15 protein-coding genes are annotated in these 13,996 nt (G+C 64.3%); 12 read left to right on the forward strand and 3 right to left on the reverse strand.

The window, feature by feature from the left end; all coding sequences use genetic code 11:
* Nucleotides 1-9: 9 nt before the first annotated feature.
* The 6 genes from petB (at nucleotide 10) to uvrC (ending at nucleotide 7,551) form a co-directional block, all read left to right on the forward strand.
* A complete protein-coding gene (petB, locus tag IB235_RS04685; protein ID WP_155038418.1) occupies nucleotides 10-1,332 on the forward strand; it encodes a cytochrome b in 1,323 nt (440 codons plus the stop codon).
* A 12-nt stretch (nucleotides 1,333-1,344) separates the two neighbouring features.
* Nucleotides 1,345-2,643, forward strand: coding sequence for a cytochrome c1 (locus IB235_RS25720; protein WP_192335831.1), 1,299 nt, complete (start codon nucleotides 1,345-1,347; stop codon nucleotides 2,641-2,643).
* Nucleotides 2,644-2,760: 117 nt separating this feature from the next.
* Nucleotides 2,761-3,636: a PfkB family carbohydrate kinase gene (locus tag IB235_RS04695; protein ID WP_192335832.1), complete on the forward strand. Its 876-nt coding sequence runs from the start codon at nucleotides 2,761-2,763 to the stop codon at nucleotides 3,634-3,636.
* Between the two features lie 39 nt (nucleotides 3,637-3,675).
* A complete protein-coding gene (locus tag IB235_RS04700) occupies nucleotides 3,676-4,473 on the forward strand; it encodes a S49 family peptidase (protein ID WP_192335833.1) in 798 nt (265 codons plus the stop codon).
* A gap of 130 nt (nucleotides 4,474-4,603) precedes the next feature.
* Nucleotides 4,604-5,374 (forward strand): SDR family oxidoreductase, encoded by a 771-nt coding sequence (locus tag IB235_RS04705; protein WP_192335924.1) that lies wholly within the window; start codon nucleotides 4,604-4,606, stop codon nucleotides 5,372-5,374.
* A gap of 305 nt (nucleotides 5,375-5,679) precedes the next feature.
* Nucleotides 5,680-7,551 carry an excinuclease ABC subunit UvrC gene (gene uvrC, locus IB235_RS04710; protein ID WP_155038423.1) on the forward strand — a complete coding sequence of 624 codons (1,872 nt, stop codon included), beginning with the start codon at nucleotides 5,680-5,682 and terminating at the stop codon, nucleotides 7,549-7,551.
* A 27-nt stretch (nucleotides 7,552-7,578) separates the two neighbouring features.
* Here the strand turns inward: uvrC and IB235_RS04715 are convergent, their stop codons facing one another.
* Nucleotides 7,579-8,262 carry a metal-binding protein ZinT gene (locus IB235_RS04715; protein WP_192335834.1) on the reverse strand — a complete coding sequence of 228 codons (684 nt, stop codon included), beginning with the start codon at nucleotides 8,260-8,262 and terminating at the stop codon, nucleotides 7,579-7,581.
* Between the two features lie 148 nt (nucleotides 8,263-8,410).
* On the opposite strand from IB235_RS04715, the gene pgsA reads away from it, so the two are divergent.
* The 5 genes from pgsA (at nucleotide 8,411) to IB235_RS04740 (ending at nucleotide 11,232) form a co-directional block, all read left to right on the forward strand.
* Complete coding sequence (gene pgsA, locus IB235_RS04720; protein ID WP_155038425.1) at nucleotides 8,411-9,040, forward strand: CDP-diacylglycerol--glycerol-3-phosphate 3-phosphatidyltransferase; 630 nt, start codon at nucleotides 8,411-8,413, stop codon at nucleotides 9,038-9,040.
* On the forward strand, nucleotides 9,030-9,281 hold the full coding sequence (gene moaD, locus IB235_RS04725; protein WP_192335835.1) for a molybdopterin converting factor subunit 1: 252 nt from the start codon (nucleotides 9,030-9,032) through the stop codon (nucleotides 9,279-9,281). The genes pgsA and moaD overlap by 11 nt, the downstream gene beginning before the upstream one ends.
* A gap of 2 nt (nucleotides 9,282-9,283) precedes the next feature.
* Nucleotides 9,284-9,718: a molybdenum cofactor biosynthesis protein MoaE gene (locus tag IB235_RS04730; RefSeq protein ID WP_192335836.1), complete on the forward strand. Its 435-nt coding sequence runs from the start codon at nucleotides 9,284-9,286 to the stop codon at nucleotides 9,716-9,718.
* Between the two features lie 75 nt (nucleotides 9,719-9,793).
* Complete coding sequence (locus tag IB235_RS04735) at nucleotides 9,794-10,750, forward strand: acetyl-CoA carboxylase carboxyltransferase subunit alpha (protein WP_155038428.1); 957 nt, start codon at nucleotides 9,794-9,796, stop codon at nucleotides 10,748-10,750.
* Between the two features lie 62 nt (nucleotides 10,751-10,812).
* Complete coding sequence (locus tag IB235_RS04740) at nucleotides 10,813-11,232, forward strand: DUF1801 domain-containing protein (RefSeq protein WP_192335837.1); 420 nt, start codon at nucleotides 10,813-10,815, stop codon at nucleotides 11,230-11,232.
* On the opposite strand, the gene IB235_RS04745 is transcribed toward IB235_RS04740, so the two are convergent.
* Entirely contained in the window at nucleotides 11,229-12,494 is a 1,266-nt protein-coding gene (locus tag IB235_RS04745) for a 4-aminobutyrate--2-oxoglutarate transaminase (protein ID WP_192335838.1), read from the reverse strand. The genes IB235_RS04740 and IB235_RS04745 overlap by 4 nt on opposite strands.
* Nucleotides 12,495-12,613: 119 nt before the next feature.
* Between IB235_RS04745 and IB235_RS04750 the strand changes: the two genes are divergently transcribed.
* On the forward strand, nucleotides 12,614-13,333 hold the full coding sequence (locus IB235_RS04750) for a rhomboid family intramembrane serine protease (RefSeq protein ID WP_155038431.1): 720 nt from the start codon (nucleotides 12,614-12,616) through the stop codon (nucleotides 13,331-13,333).
* On the opposite strand, the gene mnmD is transcribed toward IB235_RS04750, so the two are convergent.
* A complete protein-coding gene (gene mnmD, locus IB235_RS04755; RefSeq protein ID WP_192335839.1) occupies nucleotides 13,307-13,984 on the reverse strand; it encodes a tRNA (5-methylaminomethyl-2-thiouridine)(34)-methyltransferase MnmD in 678 nt (225 codons plus the stop codon). The genes IB235_RS04750 and mnmD overlap by 27 nt on opposite strands.
* Between the last annotated feature and the right edge of the window lie 12 nt (nucleotides 13,985-13,996).

A 13,996-nucleotide genomic window follows, 5' to 3' on the forward strand; every position in this document is an offset into this window, starting at 1 on the left:
GAGGCGCATATGGCCGGAATTCCCCACGACCATTACGAGCCGAAATCGGAACCCGAGCGCTGGCTTCACCGCCGCCTTCCCGTGATCGGCCTGCTTTACGACACGATCATGATCCCTACCCCCAAGAACCTGAACTGGTGGTGGATCTGGGGCATCGTGCTGGCCTTCTGCCTTGTGATGCAGATCGCGACCGGCGTGGTGCTGGTGATGCATTACACGCCGCATGTCGACATGGCCTTCGCCTCGGTCGAACACATCATGCGCGACGTGAACGGCGGCCATATGCTGCGCTATCTGCATGCAAACGGCGCGTCTCTGTTCTTCTTTGCCGTCTATATCCACATCTTCCGCGGTCTTTACTACGGCTCGTACAAGGCCCCGCGCGAGGTGACCTGGATCGTCGGCATGCTGATCTATCTGATGATGATGGGCACCGCCTTCATGGGCTATGTGCTGCCCTGGGGGCAGATGTCCTTCTGGGGCGCGACGGTGATCACCGGTCTGTTCGGCGCGATTCCGGGCATTGGCCAGTCGATCCAGACCTGGCTGCTGGGCGGACCTGCGGTCGATAACGCCACGCTCAACCGCTTTTTCTCGCTGCATTATCTGCTGCCCTTCGTGATCGCGGCGCTGGTCGTGGTCCATATCTGGGCCTTCCACACCACCGGCAACAACAACCCCTCGGGCGTTGAAGTGCGCCGGACCTCGAAGGAAGAGGCCAAGAAGGACACCCTGCCCTTCTGGCCCTATTTCGTGATCAAGGACTTCGTCGGCCTGGCGATCGTGCTGGTGATCTTCTTTGCGGTGGTCGGCTTCATGCCGAACTATCTGGGCCACCCCGACAACTATACCGAGGCGAACCCGCTGGCCACGCCCGCCCATATCGTGCCGGAATGGTATTTCCTGCCCTTCTACGCGATCCTGCGTGCCTTCACCGCCGATGTCTGGGTGGTGATGCTGGTGAACTGGCTGTCCTTCGGCATCATCGACGCCAAGTTCTTCGGCGTTCTGGCGATGTTCGGCGCGATCCTGGTCATGGCGCTGGTGCCGTGGCTGGATACCTCGCGCGTGCGTTCGGGCCGGTTCCGTCCACTGTTCAAATGGTGGTTCTGGATCCTCGCCGTCGATTTCGTCGTGCTGATGTGGGTGGGCGCCATGCCAGCCGAGGGGATCTATCCCTATATCGCGCTGGCGGGTGCGGCCTATTGGTTCGCCTATTTCCTCGTGATCCTTCCGTTGCTCGGCATCATCGAGAAGCCTGACCCGATGCCCTCGACCATCGAGGAAGACTTCGACGCCCATTACGGCGCCAAAACCCATCCTGCCGAGTAAGGAGAGGCACCAATGACCCTGAGAAATACGACGCTCACGGCCGTTGCGGCGCTGACCGTTGCCCTGACGGGGGCTGCGGTCGCGCAGGACGCCTCGACAGCGCCCGGCACGACGGCCCCGGCAGGTTCCAGCTATCACAGCGGCACGACCACGCCCGCCCCGGCTGCGGCACCTGCCGCGACCGAGGCACCCGCGGTTGCGGCAACTCCGGCTCCGGTCGAAGCGCCCGCGGCCGAACCGGCCCCGGCTCCGGCTCCGGCAGCACCCCCCGAAGCCGCACCCGCTGCGGCTCCGGCGGCAGCACCGGCAGAAACTGCGGCCCCGGCCGAGCCTGCAGCTGATGCTGCGGCTACCGCCGAGCCAACCGCTCCGGCCGAGGCACCGGTTGTCCCGGCTGCAGCGACGCCGACCGAGGCCCCGGCAGCAGCAGAACAGCCCGCAGCCGAGGCACCGACTGACGCTCCGGCTGCGGAACCCGAGGCCGCCCCTGCGGCTGCCGAAGCACCCGCAGCCGCCGCGACCGAGGCACCTGCTGCGGAACATGCCGCCGCCGAGGGCGGTCATGCCGAGGCCGCCGAGGACACCCACGCCGCCCCGCATATCGAGGACATCTCGTTCAGCTTCGAAGGCCCCTTCGGCAGCTTCGACCAGCATCAATTGCAGCGTGGCTTGCAGGTCTATACCGAGGTCTGCTCGGCCTGCCACGGGCTGCGCTATGTCCCCCTGCGCACGCTGGGCGACAGTGGCGGCCCCGGCCTGCCCGAAGATCAGGTCCGCGCCTATGCGGCCAATCTGGACATCACCGACGCCGAAACCGGCGAGGATCGCCCGCGCACGCCCACCGACCATTTCCCGACCGTTTCGGGCGAAGGCATGGGTCCGGACCTGTCGCTGATGGCCAAGGCCCGTGCGGGCTTCCATGGCCCTTACGGCACCGGCATCTCGCAACTGTTCCGGGGCATCGGCGGGCCGGAATACATCCACGCCATCCTGACCGGCTATGACGGTGAAACCAAGGAAGAGGCGGGCAGCACCTTCTATCACAACGCGGCTTTCTCGACCCGTTGGATCAAGATGCCGCAGCCGCTGACCGAAGGTCAGGTCACCTATGAGGACGGGACCGAGGCAAGCGTGGACCAGATGGCCCGCGACGTCGCAGCCTTCCTGATGTGGACGGCCGAGCCGAAGATGATGGACCGCAAGCAGGTCGGCATGGTCTCGGTGCTGTTCCTGATCCTGCTGGCCTCGCTGCTGTATCTGACCAACAAGAAGCTGTGGGCGCCGATCAAGAACGGCCGCAAGCCCGAGTGATCGAAGCTTCATCGTGACACCGGAACGCGCCCTTAGGGGCGCGTTCTGCATTCCGGGCGCTGGACAAATCCGGGTATCGCCGTTCAGATACCGACCCAGCGGCTCAAGGATGCGATGATGACGATCTATAACCTCGGCTCGATCAATATCGATCATGTCTATCGGCTGGCGAGCCTGCCCCGCTCGGGCGAGACCATCCATTCCCGCGACCTGTCGCATGGGCTGGGCGGCAAGGGCGCGAACCAGTCGGTCGCCGCAGCACGCGCGGGGGCAAGGGTCGTGCATCTGGGCGCGATGGGCACGGCCGACGATTGGGTTCTGGACCGCCTGTCCCAAGCCGGGGTCGAAACCGACCACATCGCACGTCTGCCCCATCAGGTCACCGGTCATGCGATCATCTTGGTCGAGACCGGCGGTGAGAATTCGATCATCCTGCATGGCGGCGCGAACCAGTCGCTGCCCGATGAAACCTTGGTCCGTCACCTGACCGGCATCGGGCCGGGCGACATCCTGCTGATGCAGAACGAAACCAACCTTCAACCCGAGGCCGCCGCACAGGCACGCGCGGCGGGCGCAACCGTGATCTATTCCGCAGCCCCCTTCGAAATCGAGGCGCTGCGCGTCGTCCTGCCCCATATCTCGATCCTGTCGGTGAACGAGGTCGAGGCCGCCGAGGCCTTTGCCGCCTTTGGCGAGGATCTGCCCGTGCAGGGCCTGCTGGTCACGCGCGGCGCGGCGGGGGCCGAGTACCGCGACCTTTCGACCGGGGAGACCTTCCGCCAACCCGCCTATCCGGTCGAGGCACTGGACACGACCGGGGCCGGAGACTGCTTCACCGGCTGGTTTGCGGCGGGTCTTGCCCGTGGCGAGGACATCCCGACTGCGTTGCGTCACGCCGCCGCGGCCGCCGCCGTTCAGGTCACACGCCACGGCGCGGGCGACGCCATGCCCGACCGTACCGAGGTCATCGCCTTTCAGGGCAGCCGGGACTGAACCTTGCCGAACCCCGTCCTCGTTCCTATCTGGTAACGCATGAAAATCCCCTTCCTGAACCGCCCCGCCTCGGTCGCCGTCATCCGTCTGCAGGGCGTGATCGGTGCGTCGACCCGTGGCAACGGCCTGTCCGATGCAGGCCTTGCGCCGCTGCTGGAACGCGCCTTCAAACGCCGCAAGCCCAAGGCCGTCGCGCTGGTCGTCAACTCGCCCGGCGGCTCACCGGTGCAATCCAGCCTGATCGGCGCGCGCATCCGCCGCCTGTCCGAGGAACACCACGTCCCGGTCCATGCCTTTGTCGAGGATGTCGCGGCTTCGGGCGGCTATTGGCTGGCCTCCAGCGCGGATTTCATCTGGGCGGATGAAAGCTCGGTTCTGGGTTCGATCGGGGTAATCTCGGCCGGTTTCGGCTTTTCCGAACTGATCGCCCGCCACGGAATCGAGCGGCGCGTTCACACCGCCGGCCAGTCGAAATCGCTGTTGGACCCGTTCCGCCCCGAGAAACCCGAGGATATCGAGCGGCTCAACAGCCTGCTGCTGCCCATTCACGAGGCCTTCAAGGCGCAGATCAGGTCCCGTCGCGGGTCCAAGCTGCCTTCGGATCGCGACCTGTTCACCGGCGATATCTGGGTCGGGTCCGAGGCCGTCCAGCTTGGCCTTGCCGATGGCATCGCGCATCTTGTCCCCAAGATGCGCGAGCTTTACGGCAAGGATGTGCGTTTCCTGACCTATGGTCAGCGCGTGCCGCTGCTGCGGCGTTTCGGCCTGTCGGCCGGGGATGTGATGGAAACGCTTGAGGAACGCGCGGCTTTCGCCCGCTTCGACGCGAGGGGCTGATGATCAAGACCGTCTTGCTATGCCTGCTGATCATCATCGCGCTGGCGCTGGCCGCCGGACCGGGGGTGCGCCGGATCATCGCCCGCATTCTGGGAATTCCCTATAAATGACCGACGCGGCACGGACTGGAATGACCGCGCTGGTCACAGGCGGGGCGAAAAGGATCGGGCGCGAGATCGTGTTGCATCTGGCCCGTCGCGGGTATGATGTCGCGATCCACTGCCATGCATCGACTGTTGAAGCAGAACGGACCGCGACCGAGGCCCGCGCCTTTGGCGTCCGGGCCGAGGTCTTTGCCGCCGACCTGCTGGATCTGGACCAGATCGAGGCGCTGATCCCCCGTGTTACCGCGACGATGGGTCCGCTGCGGCTGCTGGTCAACAATGCCTCGGTCTTTGAACAGGACAGCATCCATGATGCCAGCCGCGGTAGCTGGGACCGGCACATGACGTCGAACCTGCGCGCGCCCTTCATGCTGACCCAGCAATTCGCCGCACAGGCCGCACCTGCCCAGATCAGCGAGGGCGAGCCCCTCGCGCAGTCCCTGATCGTCAACATGATCGACCAGCGGGTGCAGCGGCCACGGCCCGATTTCATCACCTATTCGCTGGCCAAGGCCGGGCTGTGGTGGCTGACACAGACCACGGCACAGGCGCTGGCTCCGGCGATCCGGGTGAATGCCATCGGCCCCGGTCCGACCTTGCAGGGCAGCCGCCAAGACCCCGAGGCGTTCGCCCAGCAACGCGCCGCTACCGTGCTGCAACGCGGCGCGAGTCCCACGGATATCTGCGCCGCGCTCAGCTACCTTCTGGACGCCAGATCGGTGACCGGACAGATGATCTGTGTGGACGGCGGGCAGCATCTGGCCTGGCAGACACCGGATGCGCTGGTTGACGAATAGCGCCGCACCTCAGCCTTGGCGCGACAAGTTGTCCACCTTGACGGGATCGACCGCAAGATGTTGACGATTCTGCGTGTGTTTTCATGGGATTGTTGCGTTGATAAAAAATTCCATTGAAAATCAATGCTGTAGTAAACTGCGTATTTTTTGCGCAACTCAATGAATCCCCAGCAAACGCTCACGGAAGACCCATTGCTCCCAAGGAGACTCACAGACTTATCCACAGATTCCGTGGACAGGATTCAGCTTGATCTTCGCGTCGTGAACTTGCAGCGGGGGCGGGGAATCATTTCATTTGACAGGCCATGACCGATTCTTCGATTCCCGACGCGCCCGGCAGGACCGGGCAGGCCCTGATCCAGGACTATCTGCGCACGCTTGACGGCTCGCCCGGCGTGTATCGGATGCTGGATGCGCAAGGCGCGGTGCTTTACGTCGGCAAGGCGCGCAATCTGAAAGCGCGGGTTTCGAACTATGCGCGCGGCACCGGCCATTCGGGCCGTATCGCGCGGATGATCCGCGAAACCTGCTCGATGATGTTCCTGACCACGCGCACCGAGACCGAGGCGCTTCTGCTTGAACAGAACCTGATCAAGCAGCTCAAGCCGCGCTACAACGTGCTGCTGCGCGACGACAAAAGTTTCCCCAATATCCTTGTCGCCAAGTCCCACCCCTTTGCCCAGATCAAGAAGCATCGCGGCGCGAAGTCGGAAAAGGGCGACTATTACGGCCCCTTTGCCAGCGCGGGTGCGGTGAACCGGACGCTGAACCAGCTGCAGCGGGTGTTCCTGCTGCGATCCTGCACGGACGCGACCTTTTCCAGCCGGACGCGGCCCTGCCTGCTGTTCCAGATCAAGCGCTGCTCGGCCCCCTGCACCGGGCGGATCGGTCAGGACGATTACAACGAGCTGGTCGCCGACGCCGAACTGTTCCTGCGCGGCAAGTCCACCCGGATTCAGGCCGACCTCGCCCGCGAGATGGCCGAGGCTGCCGAGGCGATGGAATATGAGCGCGCCGCCGCGCTTCGCGACCGCATCAAGGCGCTGACCGCCGTGCAATCGGTGCAGGCGATCAACCCGCGCGGCGTCCCCGAGGCGGATGTGATCGCCCTGCATATCGAGGGCGGACAGGCCTGCGTGCAGGTCTTCTTCATTCGCGGCAACCAAAGCTGGGGCAATCGCGACTTCTACCCCAAGCTCAACGGGGTCGAATCCGCCGATGAGGTGATGCAGGCGTTCCTGGTGCAATTCTATGACGGCAAGATCCCGCCCCGGATGATCCTGCTGTCGCATGGTATCGAGGACCCCGACCTGATGACCGAGGCGCTGTCGGAAAAGGCCGGGCGCAAGGTGACCTTGGGCGTGCCCCAGCGCGGCGAAAAGGCCGAGCTGGTGGAAAACGCCCTGCGCAATGCCCGCGAAAGCCTTGCCCGCCGCATGTCGGAAAGCGCGGCCCAGCAGCGTCTGCTGGAGGGGCTGGCCGATGCCTTTGACCTGCCCGGACCGCCGCAGCGCATCGAGATCTATGACAACAGCCACATTCAGGGCACGAATGCGGTGGGCGGCATGGTCGTGTCCGGCCCCGAGGGCTGGATCAAAAGCCAGTATCGCAAGTTCAACATCAAGGGCACCGAGATCACGCCGGGCGACGATTTCGGCATGATGAAGGAAGTCCTGACCCGCCGATTCGCCCGCCTGCTGAAGGAAGACCCCGACCGCCAGACCGATATCTGGCCCGACCTGCTGCTGATCGACGGCGGTGCAGGGCAGGTCTCGGCGGTGCAGGGGATCATGGCCGAAATGGGGGTCGAGGACATCCCGATGATCGGCGTCGCCAAGGGCGAGGACCGCGACCACGGCAAAGAGGAATTCCACCGCCCCGGCGCACGCCCCTTTGCCCTGCGGATGAACGATCCGGTGCTGTATTTCATCCAGCGCCTGCGCGACGAGGCGCATCGCTGGGCCATCGGCACCCACCGCGCCAAACGCGCCAAGGCCACCATGGCCAATCCGCTGGACGAGATCACCGGCGTCGGAGCCGCCCGCAAGCGCGCCCTGCTTCAGCATTTCGGCAGCGCCAAGGCGGTCAGCCGCGCCGGTCTGGCCGATCTGGTCGCGGTCGAGGGCATCAGCGAGGCTCTGGCCCAGAAGATCATCGACCACTTCCACAACGGTTAGGGGCCGCCCCACGCCGCCCCCTTGCGTTCAATGCGCCATCATCTCGGCAAGAATGCCCGCACCGTCCAGCGCGGCAGGGTAATAGGTCGGCCAGTTCGTCACCTCGGCCAGCAACGCGGCGCGATCATCGCCCCAATACAGATGGTAATGCCCGGCCTTGACCGGTGCGATCGCGTGATCGCTGAACTGGATGAATTTTGGCGCGGACGGATCACCCGAAGTCTTTTCAAAGACATAGCGAACCCCGCGATTTCCAGCCTTGTAGGTCAGGATCTCGAACCCGTCGCTGGCATAGTGGCCCGCGACCGCACCGCCCGCGCCTTGAAAGGTGACCTCGTCGCCGTCGATGGTGATGCGCCCGATGTCGGTCTTGTAGCCGGTTTCGTAATAGGCACGGTATTCGGCGGTGGTCTTGTCGCCATGCTCGGCCTTATGCGCCATCACCGGATCAAGCGTGCCAGCCTGCAGATGGGGATAGACCGATTGCCAGTCGCCCTGCCAATCGGAAAGCGCGCGCGGACGAATCCGTTCATCGGTGAAACGCCCCTTGGCGATAGCCGCGTCAGCGTCATGCGCATGATCGTGGTCATGTGCATGATCATGGGAATGCGCCGCAGTCGCCGTCTCGGCATAAGCGGCCTGCGCCAGGCCGCCCAGCATGAATGCCCCCATGATTGCCGCGCCAAGCTGCGTGTTCATCCTGTCCCGCATGTTTCGCCCTTCATTAAATGTAATGTTATTACGTCACGAATCATGATTTACCCAAAGACCGACCCGCGGACAAGTCCTGCAGGATCATTGTCGCCCACGAAGCTGCGCCCCCTTCCCCCCGCCACAACAAGTGCCTAGATTGCGGCCCATGCGCTGGACCTTGCCCAACCTACTGACTGTTCTGCGTCTGGCGGCCGCCCCGCTGGTTCCGCTGATGTTTCTGTTCCTCAGCCGGCCCTTTGCGGATTTCGCGGCGCTGGTGCTGTTTCTGGTGGCCGCGATCACCGACTGGTTCGACGGCTATCTGGCCCGGCTCTGGGGGCAGGAAAGCCGATTCGGTGCCGCGATGGACCCCATCGCCGACAAGGCCATGGTCATCATCGCCGTCGTGATCATCACCGGCTATTCGGGGATGAACCCCTGGCTGATCCTGCCCTCGACCGTGATCCTGTTCCGCGAGGTCTTCGTCTCGGGGCTGCGCGAATTCCTTGGCGATAAGGCCAAGCTGCTTCAGGTCACCAAGCTGGCCAAATGGAAAACCACCGCCCAGATGACCGCCATCTCGGTGCTGTTTCTGGGCACCGGGCTGAACTATTATGAGGTCGGCCATCCGCCTCTGGTCGGCGAAACCCGCCTGCCCTGGTCGGACAACTGGTCGGATTTGGCGACGCAATTCGGACTGCTGCTGATCTGGGTCGCTGCCATCCTGACCGCCATCACCGGCTGGGACTATTTCGACAAGGCCCGCCCATTCCTGAGGGATCCCGATGGTCGTTGACGTGCTTTACTTCGCCTGGCTGCGCGAACGCATCGGCCAGCCGCGCGAAAAGGTCGAAACCCAAGCCGCAACCGTGCGCGAACTTGTCGCCCAGCTTTCGGGAATGGATGACTGGCATGCGAGCGCCCTTTCCGACCTGTCGGCGGTGCGCGTGGCCGTCGATCAGGAGTTGGCCGATCTGGATGCGCCCATCGCTGGCGCACGCGAGATCGCCTTCTTTCCGCCGATGACAGGGGGCTGATCATGCCCGCCCGCGTCCAGCTTGACCCCTTTGACCTTGGAACCGAGCTTTCCGGTTTCGGCACGGGCGCAGGCGCGGTCGTGACCTTTACCGGGCTGGTCCGCGATGAGGATGGCCGTCTGGTCGCGCTGGAAATCGAGCATTACCCCGGCATGACCGAAAAGGCACTGACCGCTTACGGCGAAAAGGCCGCCGAGCGTTTCGGGCTGAGCGAGTGGAAGATCATTCACCGCCATGGCCGCCTTGAGCCCGGCGAACAGATCATGATGGTCGCGACCGCCTCGCGCCATCGCGCCGCCGCCTTTGAAGGTGCGGAATATCTGATGGACTGGCTGAAGTCCCGCGCCCCCTTCTGGAAGCGCGAAATCACCCCCGACGGCCCCGGCGAATGGGTCGAGGCGATCCAGTCGGACGAAGACGCCCTGTCCCGCTGGTAAGGCGCAAGTTGCAATCCCGCAACTTGCCCATCATATAGAGCGCGAACCCGACCGGATGACGACGCGGAGCCCTGAATGACCTATCTCGAGTTCGAAAAGCCTCTTGCCGATCTGGAAGGCAAGGCCGAGGAACTGCGCGTTCTTGCGCGCAAGGGCGAAGGCGTGGACCTTGAAAAAGAGGCCGCCGCGCTCGACAAGAAGGCCGAGGAGATGCTGCGCGACCTGTACAAGCAGCTCGACCCCTGGCGCAAGACGCAGGTGGCCCGCCACCCCGAGCGCCCGCATTGCCGCGATTACATCGCCCAGCTGTTCGAGGAATACACCCCCCTCGCCGGTGACCGTGCCTTTGGCGAAGACCATGCCGTCATGGGCGGTCTGGCCCGTTTCCGCGATGCACCCTGCGTGGTCATCGGCCATGAAAAGGGCAATGACACCAAGTCGCGCCTGACCCACAATTTCGGCATGGCCCGCCCCGAGGGCTATCGCAAGGCGATCCGCCTGATGGATCTGGCCGACCGCTTCCGCCTGCCGGTGATCTCGCTGGTCGACACCCCCGGCGCCTATCCCGGCAAAGGGGCCGAGGAACGCGGCCAATCCGAAGCCATCGCCCGCTCGACCGAAAAATGCCTGCAGATCGGCGTGCCGCTGGTGTCGGTGGTCATCGGCGAAGGCGGTTCGGGCGGCGCTGTGGCCTTTGCCACCGCCAACCGCATCGCCATGCTGGAACATTCGATCTATTCGGTGATCTCGCCCGAGGGCTGCGCCTCGATCCTGTGGAAGGATGCCGAGAAAATGCGCGAGGCGGCGCATGCGCTGAAGCTGACCGCGCAGGATCTGAAGAAGCTGGACGTGATCGACCGCATCATCCCCGAGCCGGTCGGCGGCGCGCAGCGTGCGCCTTCCGAGGCGATCACCGCCGTTGGCAATGCCATCGCCGAGATGCTGGCCGAGTTCGAGGGCAAGAAGCCCGCCGAGATCATCAAGGATCGCCGCCAGAAATTCCTGAACATGGGCTCCAAGGCGCTGGCCTGAGCTACCGCTTGGGCCATGCCCCCGGCTGTGTCATCCTAGCATGACGCAGCCGGAGGTTCCCGATGCCCGACAAGAAAGCCGCGCCAGTTCTGCTGTCAGGCGGCAATCCCCAGATCGCCAAGGGTTACGGCGACGCCCCCGTTCAGGATTACATTCGTGCCATGCCGGACTGGAAACAGGCGGTGGGGTGGCAGATCGACAGGGTCATCACCCAAACCCTGCCCGAGATCCGCAAAGCGGTGAAATGGAATTCGCCGCTTTACGGGGTCGAGGAAGGCCGCTGGTTCCTTGGCCTGCATTGCATGGCGAAATACGTCAAGATCGGCTTCTTTGACGGGGCCGAATTGCTTCCGCCGCCCCCGGTCGGCTCGAAACAGCCCAAGGTGCGCTATCTGCATGTCTCGGAAACCGAGCCTCTGGATGAGGCGCAGTTTGCCGACTGGGTGACCCAAGCCAGCAAACTGCCCGGCGAAAAGCTTTAGCGCGCGGCGCGGATCGATTCCTCAAGGATATCCAGCGCCTCGTCGAAGACCTCATCGGGGATGGTCAGCGGCGCAAGGAAGCGGATGACATTGCCGTAAACCCCGCAGGTCAGCAGGATCAGGTTGCGCGACAGCGCCTGTTCGCGGACGCGGTTCGCCATTTCCGGGTTGGGGCTGTCGCTGCCGGGCATATTGAACTCGACCGCGTTCATGAAGCCGGGGCCGCGAATATCCACGATCTCGGGCACGTCGTCGCGCAGGCTGGCCAGACGCTGCTTCAGGCGCTGGCCAAGACGGGTGGCGCGGTCGCACAGACCCTCATCCGCGATCACGTCCAGCACCGCATGGGCCGCGGCGACGGCCAGCGGGTTTCCGGCATAGGTTCCCCCCAAGCCACCCGGTGCGGGGCTGTCCATGACCTCAGCCCGGCCGGTGACGGCGCTGATCGGCAACCCACCGCCCAGCCCCTTGGCCATGGTGGTGATATCGGCTGCGACGCCGTGATGCTCCATGGCGAACAGCTTGCCGGTGCGGGCAAAGCCGGTCTGGACCTCATCGGCGATCAGCAGGATCGAATACTGGTCGCATATCTCGCGCAGGCGTTTGACGAAGGCGGTGGGGACTTCATAGAAGCCGCCCTCGCCCTGCACCGGCTCAATGATGATCGCGGCGACGCGGGCGGGGTCGATATCGGCCTTGAACAGCCGGTCCAGCGCCGCCAGCGCATCCTCGGGGGTCACGCCATGCAGCGGGTTCGGGAAAGGCAGGTGCCAGACATCGTTCATCATCGGCCCGAAACCGGCCTTATAGGGCTGGACCTTGCCGGTCAGCGACATGCCCATGAAGGTACGGCCATGAAAGCCCCCGGCAAAGGCCACGATCCCCGCGCGGCCCGTGTAGTGTCGGGCGATCTTGATGGCATTTTCCACCGCCTCGGCCCCGGTGGTGTAGAAGGCGGTCTTTTTCGGCCCGTCACCCGGCACCGCATCGTTCAGACGCTCGGCCAGGGCGACATAGTTTTCATAAGGCACGACCTGATGGCAGGTATGGGTAAAGCGGTCCAGCTGGGCCTTGACCGCCTCGATCACGCGGGGATGGCGGTGGCCGGTATTCACCACCGCGATCCCGGCGGCGAAATCGATATAGCGGTTGCCGTCCTTGTCCCAGATCTCGGCATTCTCGGCGCGCTCGGCATAGATCTGCGTCGTCATGCCGACTCCGCGCGAGATGGCGGCATTCTTGCGATCGGTCAGGCTGTTCATGGCCCCTCCTCCTCATGGATTCGGGCCTGATGCTATATGCGCCAAAGCGCCGCGAATAGGCCCGCTTGCGTGGCCCTGCGCCATGCGTCACCTTGGGCCTGACCAGCAAAGGCGCGACGATGTTCCCGATCCGAGACCATAACCCCTCCGAGCGCACGCCCTATGTCCGCAACGGGCTGATCTTTCTGAACGTGCTGCTTTACCTGCTGACCGATCCGCTGCTGGGGGGCATGACCGGGATCTGGGACCGGCTGGCGCTGTATCCGGCGGCGGTCATGCATGGCGAATGGCCCTGGGGGATCGTCACCCACATGTTCCTGCATGCGGGCCTGCTGCATATCGCGGGCAACATGCTGTTCCTGTGGGTCTTTGGCGACAACCTTGAGGACCAGATGGGCCATGCCGGTTTCCTGCTGTTCTATCTGGCCTGCGGGGTCGCTGCCGCCATCGGCCAGATTGCGGGCGATCCGCAAAGCACGATCCCGATGGTCGGGGCATCCGGCGCCATTGCCGGGGTGATGGGCGGCTATCTGCTGCTGTTTCCGAAGGCGCGGGTCGAGGTCATCGCCATCATCATCATCATCATCAAGCGCTTCATTATCCCCGCCTGGGTGCTGCTGCTGGCATGGTTCGGGCTGCAACTGTTCTCGACCGCGCTGGCGCAGGATGACGGGGTGGCCCATATCGCCCATGCGGCGGGCTTCGTCGCGGGCATCATCTTTGCCGTTCCGGTCTTTCTGCGACTGGGCGGCAGGGATTTCTGGCGGATAACGCAGGGCCGTCCGCCGCATCTGCCCTTGGTCTATACGCCCTCACGCATCCCCGAGGTCCGCCGCTAGCACGCCCCGGCTCATGTGCCGCTTGCCTGCGAAACCGGGGGCGCGTTCCACGCTGAACCCCGCCGCAGCCAAGGCGCGGCGCACATGCCCAGCGGCGGTATAGGTCGCGAATGTGCCGCCCGGCGCAGTGTGGCGGGCAACCTGCGTCATCAGATCCTCACCCCAAAGCTCCGGGTTCTTGGCCGGGGAAAATCCGTCCAGAAACCATGCATCGGCCTGACCTTGCCAGCTGGGCAGCGCGTCGCGCGCATCGGCCTCGATGATCTCGGCCTGAACCATGCCCACGACAAAGCGGCGGCTGGGCCAGCCCTCGCGCAGCTGGGCGGAAAGATCGGCCAGCTCGGGAAAGGCGGCATGGGCGCGGGCCAGTTCCTCAAGGCTCATCGGAAAGGCCTCGAAACTGGTGAAGCGGATGGGCTGGCTGGCGATCTGCGCCAATGCCAGCAGGTTCAGCCCGGTACCAAAGCCCAGTTCCGCGACATGAAAGCCCGATTGCAACCGCTGTGGCAGGTCATTGCCGGACAGGAACACATGCCGCGTTTCCTCCAGCCCGCCATTCAAGCTGAAATAAGGGTCGTCGAAGCGGCGCGAGACCGGAATCTGCCCGTCGCGCCAGTCCAGATCGGCGCTGCTCTGGTCGTGTTCGCCCATAAGCGCTAACTC

Source organism: Paracoccus sp. PAR01, from assembly GCF_014851995.1.
Taxonomy (GTDB): Bacteria; Pseudomonadota; Alphaproteobacteria; order Rhodobacterales; family Rhodobacteraceae; genus Paracoccus; species Paracoccus litorisediminis.

Excerpts from the sequence above, each read along its gene's own strand:
- IB235_RS04745 (WP_192335838.1), bottom strand. The coding sequence starts at position 12,494 with ATGAACAGCCTGACCGATCGCAAGAATGCCGCCATCTCGCGCGGAGTC.
- IB235_RS04700 (WP_192335833.1), top strand. The coding sequence starts at position 3,676 with ATGAAAATCCCCTTCCTGAACCGCCCCGCCTCGGTCGCCGTCATCCGT.
- pgsA (WP_155038425.1), top strand. The coding sequence starts at position 8,411 with ATGCGCTGGACCTTGCCCAACCTACTGACTGTTCTGCGTCTGGCGGCC.
- IB235_RS04705 (WP_192335924.1), top strand. The coding sequence starts at position 4,604 with ATGACCGCGCTGGTCACAGGCGGGGCGAAAAGGATCGGGCGCGAGATC.
- IB235_RS25720 (WP_192335831.1), top strand. The coding sequence starts at position 1,345 with ATGACCCTGAGAAATACGACGCTCACGGCCGTTGCGGCGCTGACCGTT.
- IB235_RS04695 (WP_192335832.1), top strand. The coding sequence starts at position 2,761 with ATGACGATCTATAACCTCGGCTCGATCAATATCGATCATGTCTATCGG.
- IB235_RS04715 (WP_192335834.1), bottom strand. The coding sequence starts at position 8,262 with ATGCGGGACAGGATGAACACGCAGCTTGGCGCGGCAATCATGGGGGCA.
- moaD (WP_192335835.1), top strand. The coding sequence starts at position 9,030 with ATGGTCGTTGACGTGCTTTACTTCGCCTGGCTGCGCGAACGCATCGGC.
- petB (WP_155038418.1), top strand. The coding sequence starts at position 10 with ATGGCCGGAATTCCCCACGACCATTACGAGCCGAAATCGGAACCCGAG.
- IB235_RS04750 (WP_155038431.1), top strand. The coding sequence starts at position 12,614 with ATGTTCCCGATCCGAGACCATAACCCCTCCGAGCGCACGCCCTATGTC.
- IB235_RS04735 (WP_155038428.1), top strand. The coding sequence starts at position 9,794 with ATGACCTATCTCGAGTTCGAAAAGCCTCTTGCCGATCTGGAAGGCAAG.
- IB235_RS04730 (WP_192335836.1), top strand. The coding sequence starts at position 9,284 with ATGCCCGCCCGCGTCCAGCTTGACCCCTTTGACCTTGGAACCGAGCTT.
- IB235_RS04740 (WP_192335837.1), top strand. The coding sequence starts at position 10,813 with ATGCCCGACAAGAAAGCCGCGCCAGTTCTGCTGTCAGGCGGCAATCCC.
- mnmD (WP_192335839.1), bottom strand. The coding sequence starts at position 13,984 with ATGGGCGAACACGACCAGAGCAGCGCCGATCTGGACTGGCGCGACGGG.
- uvrC (WP_155038423.1), top strand. The coding sequence starts at position 5,680 with ATGACCGATTCTTCGATTCCCGACGCGCCCGGCAGGACCGGGCAGGCC.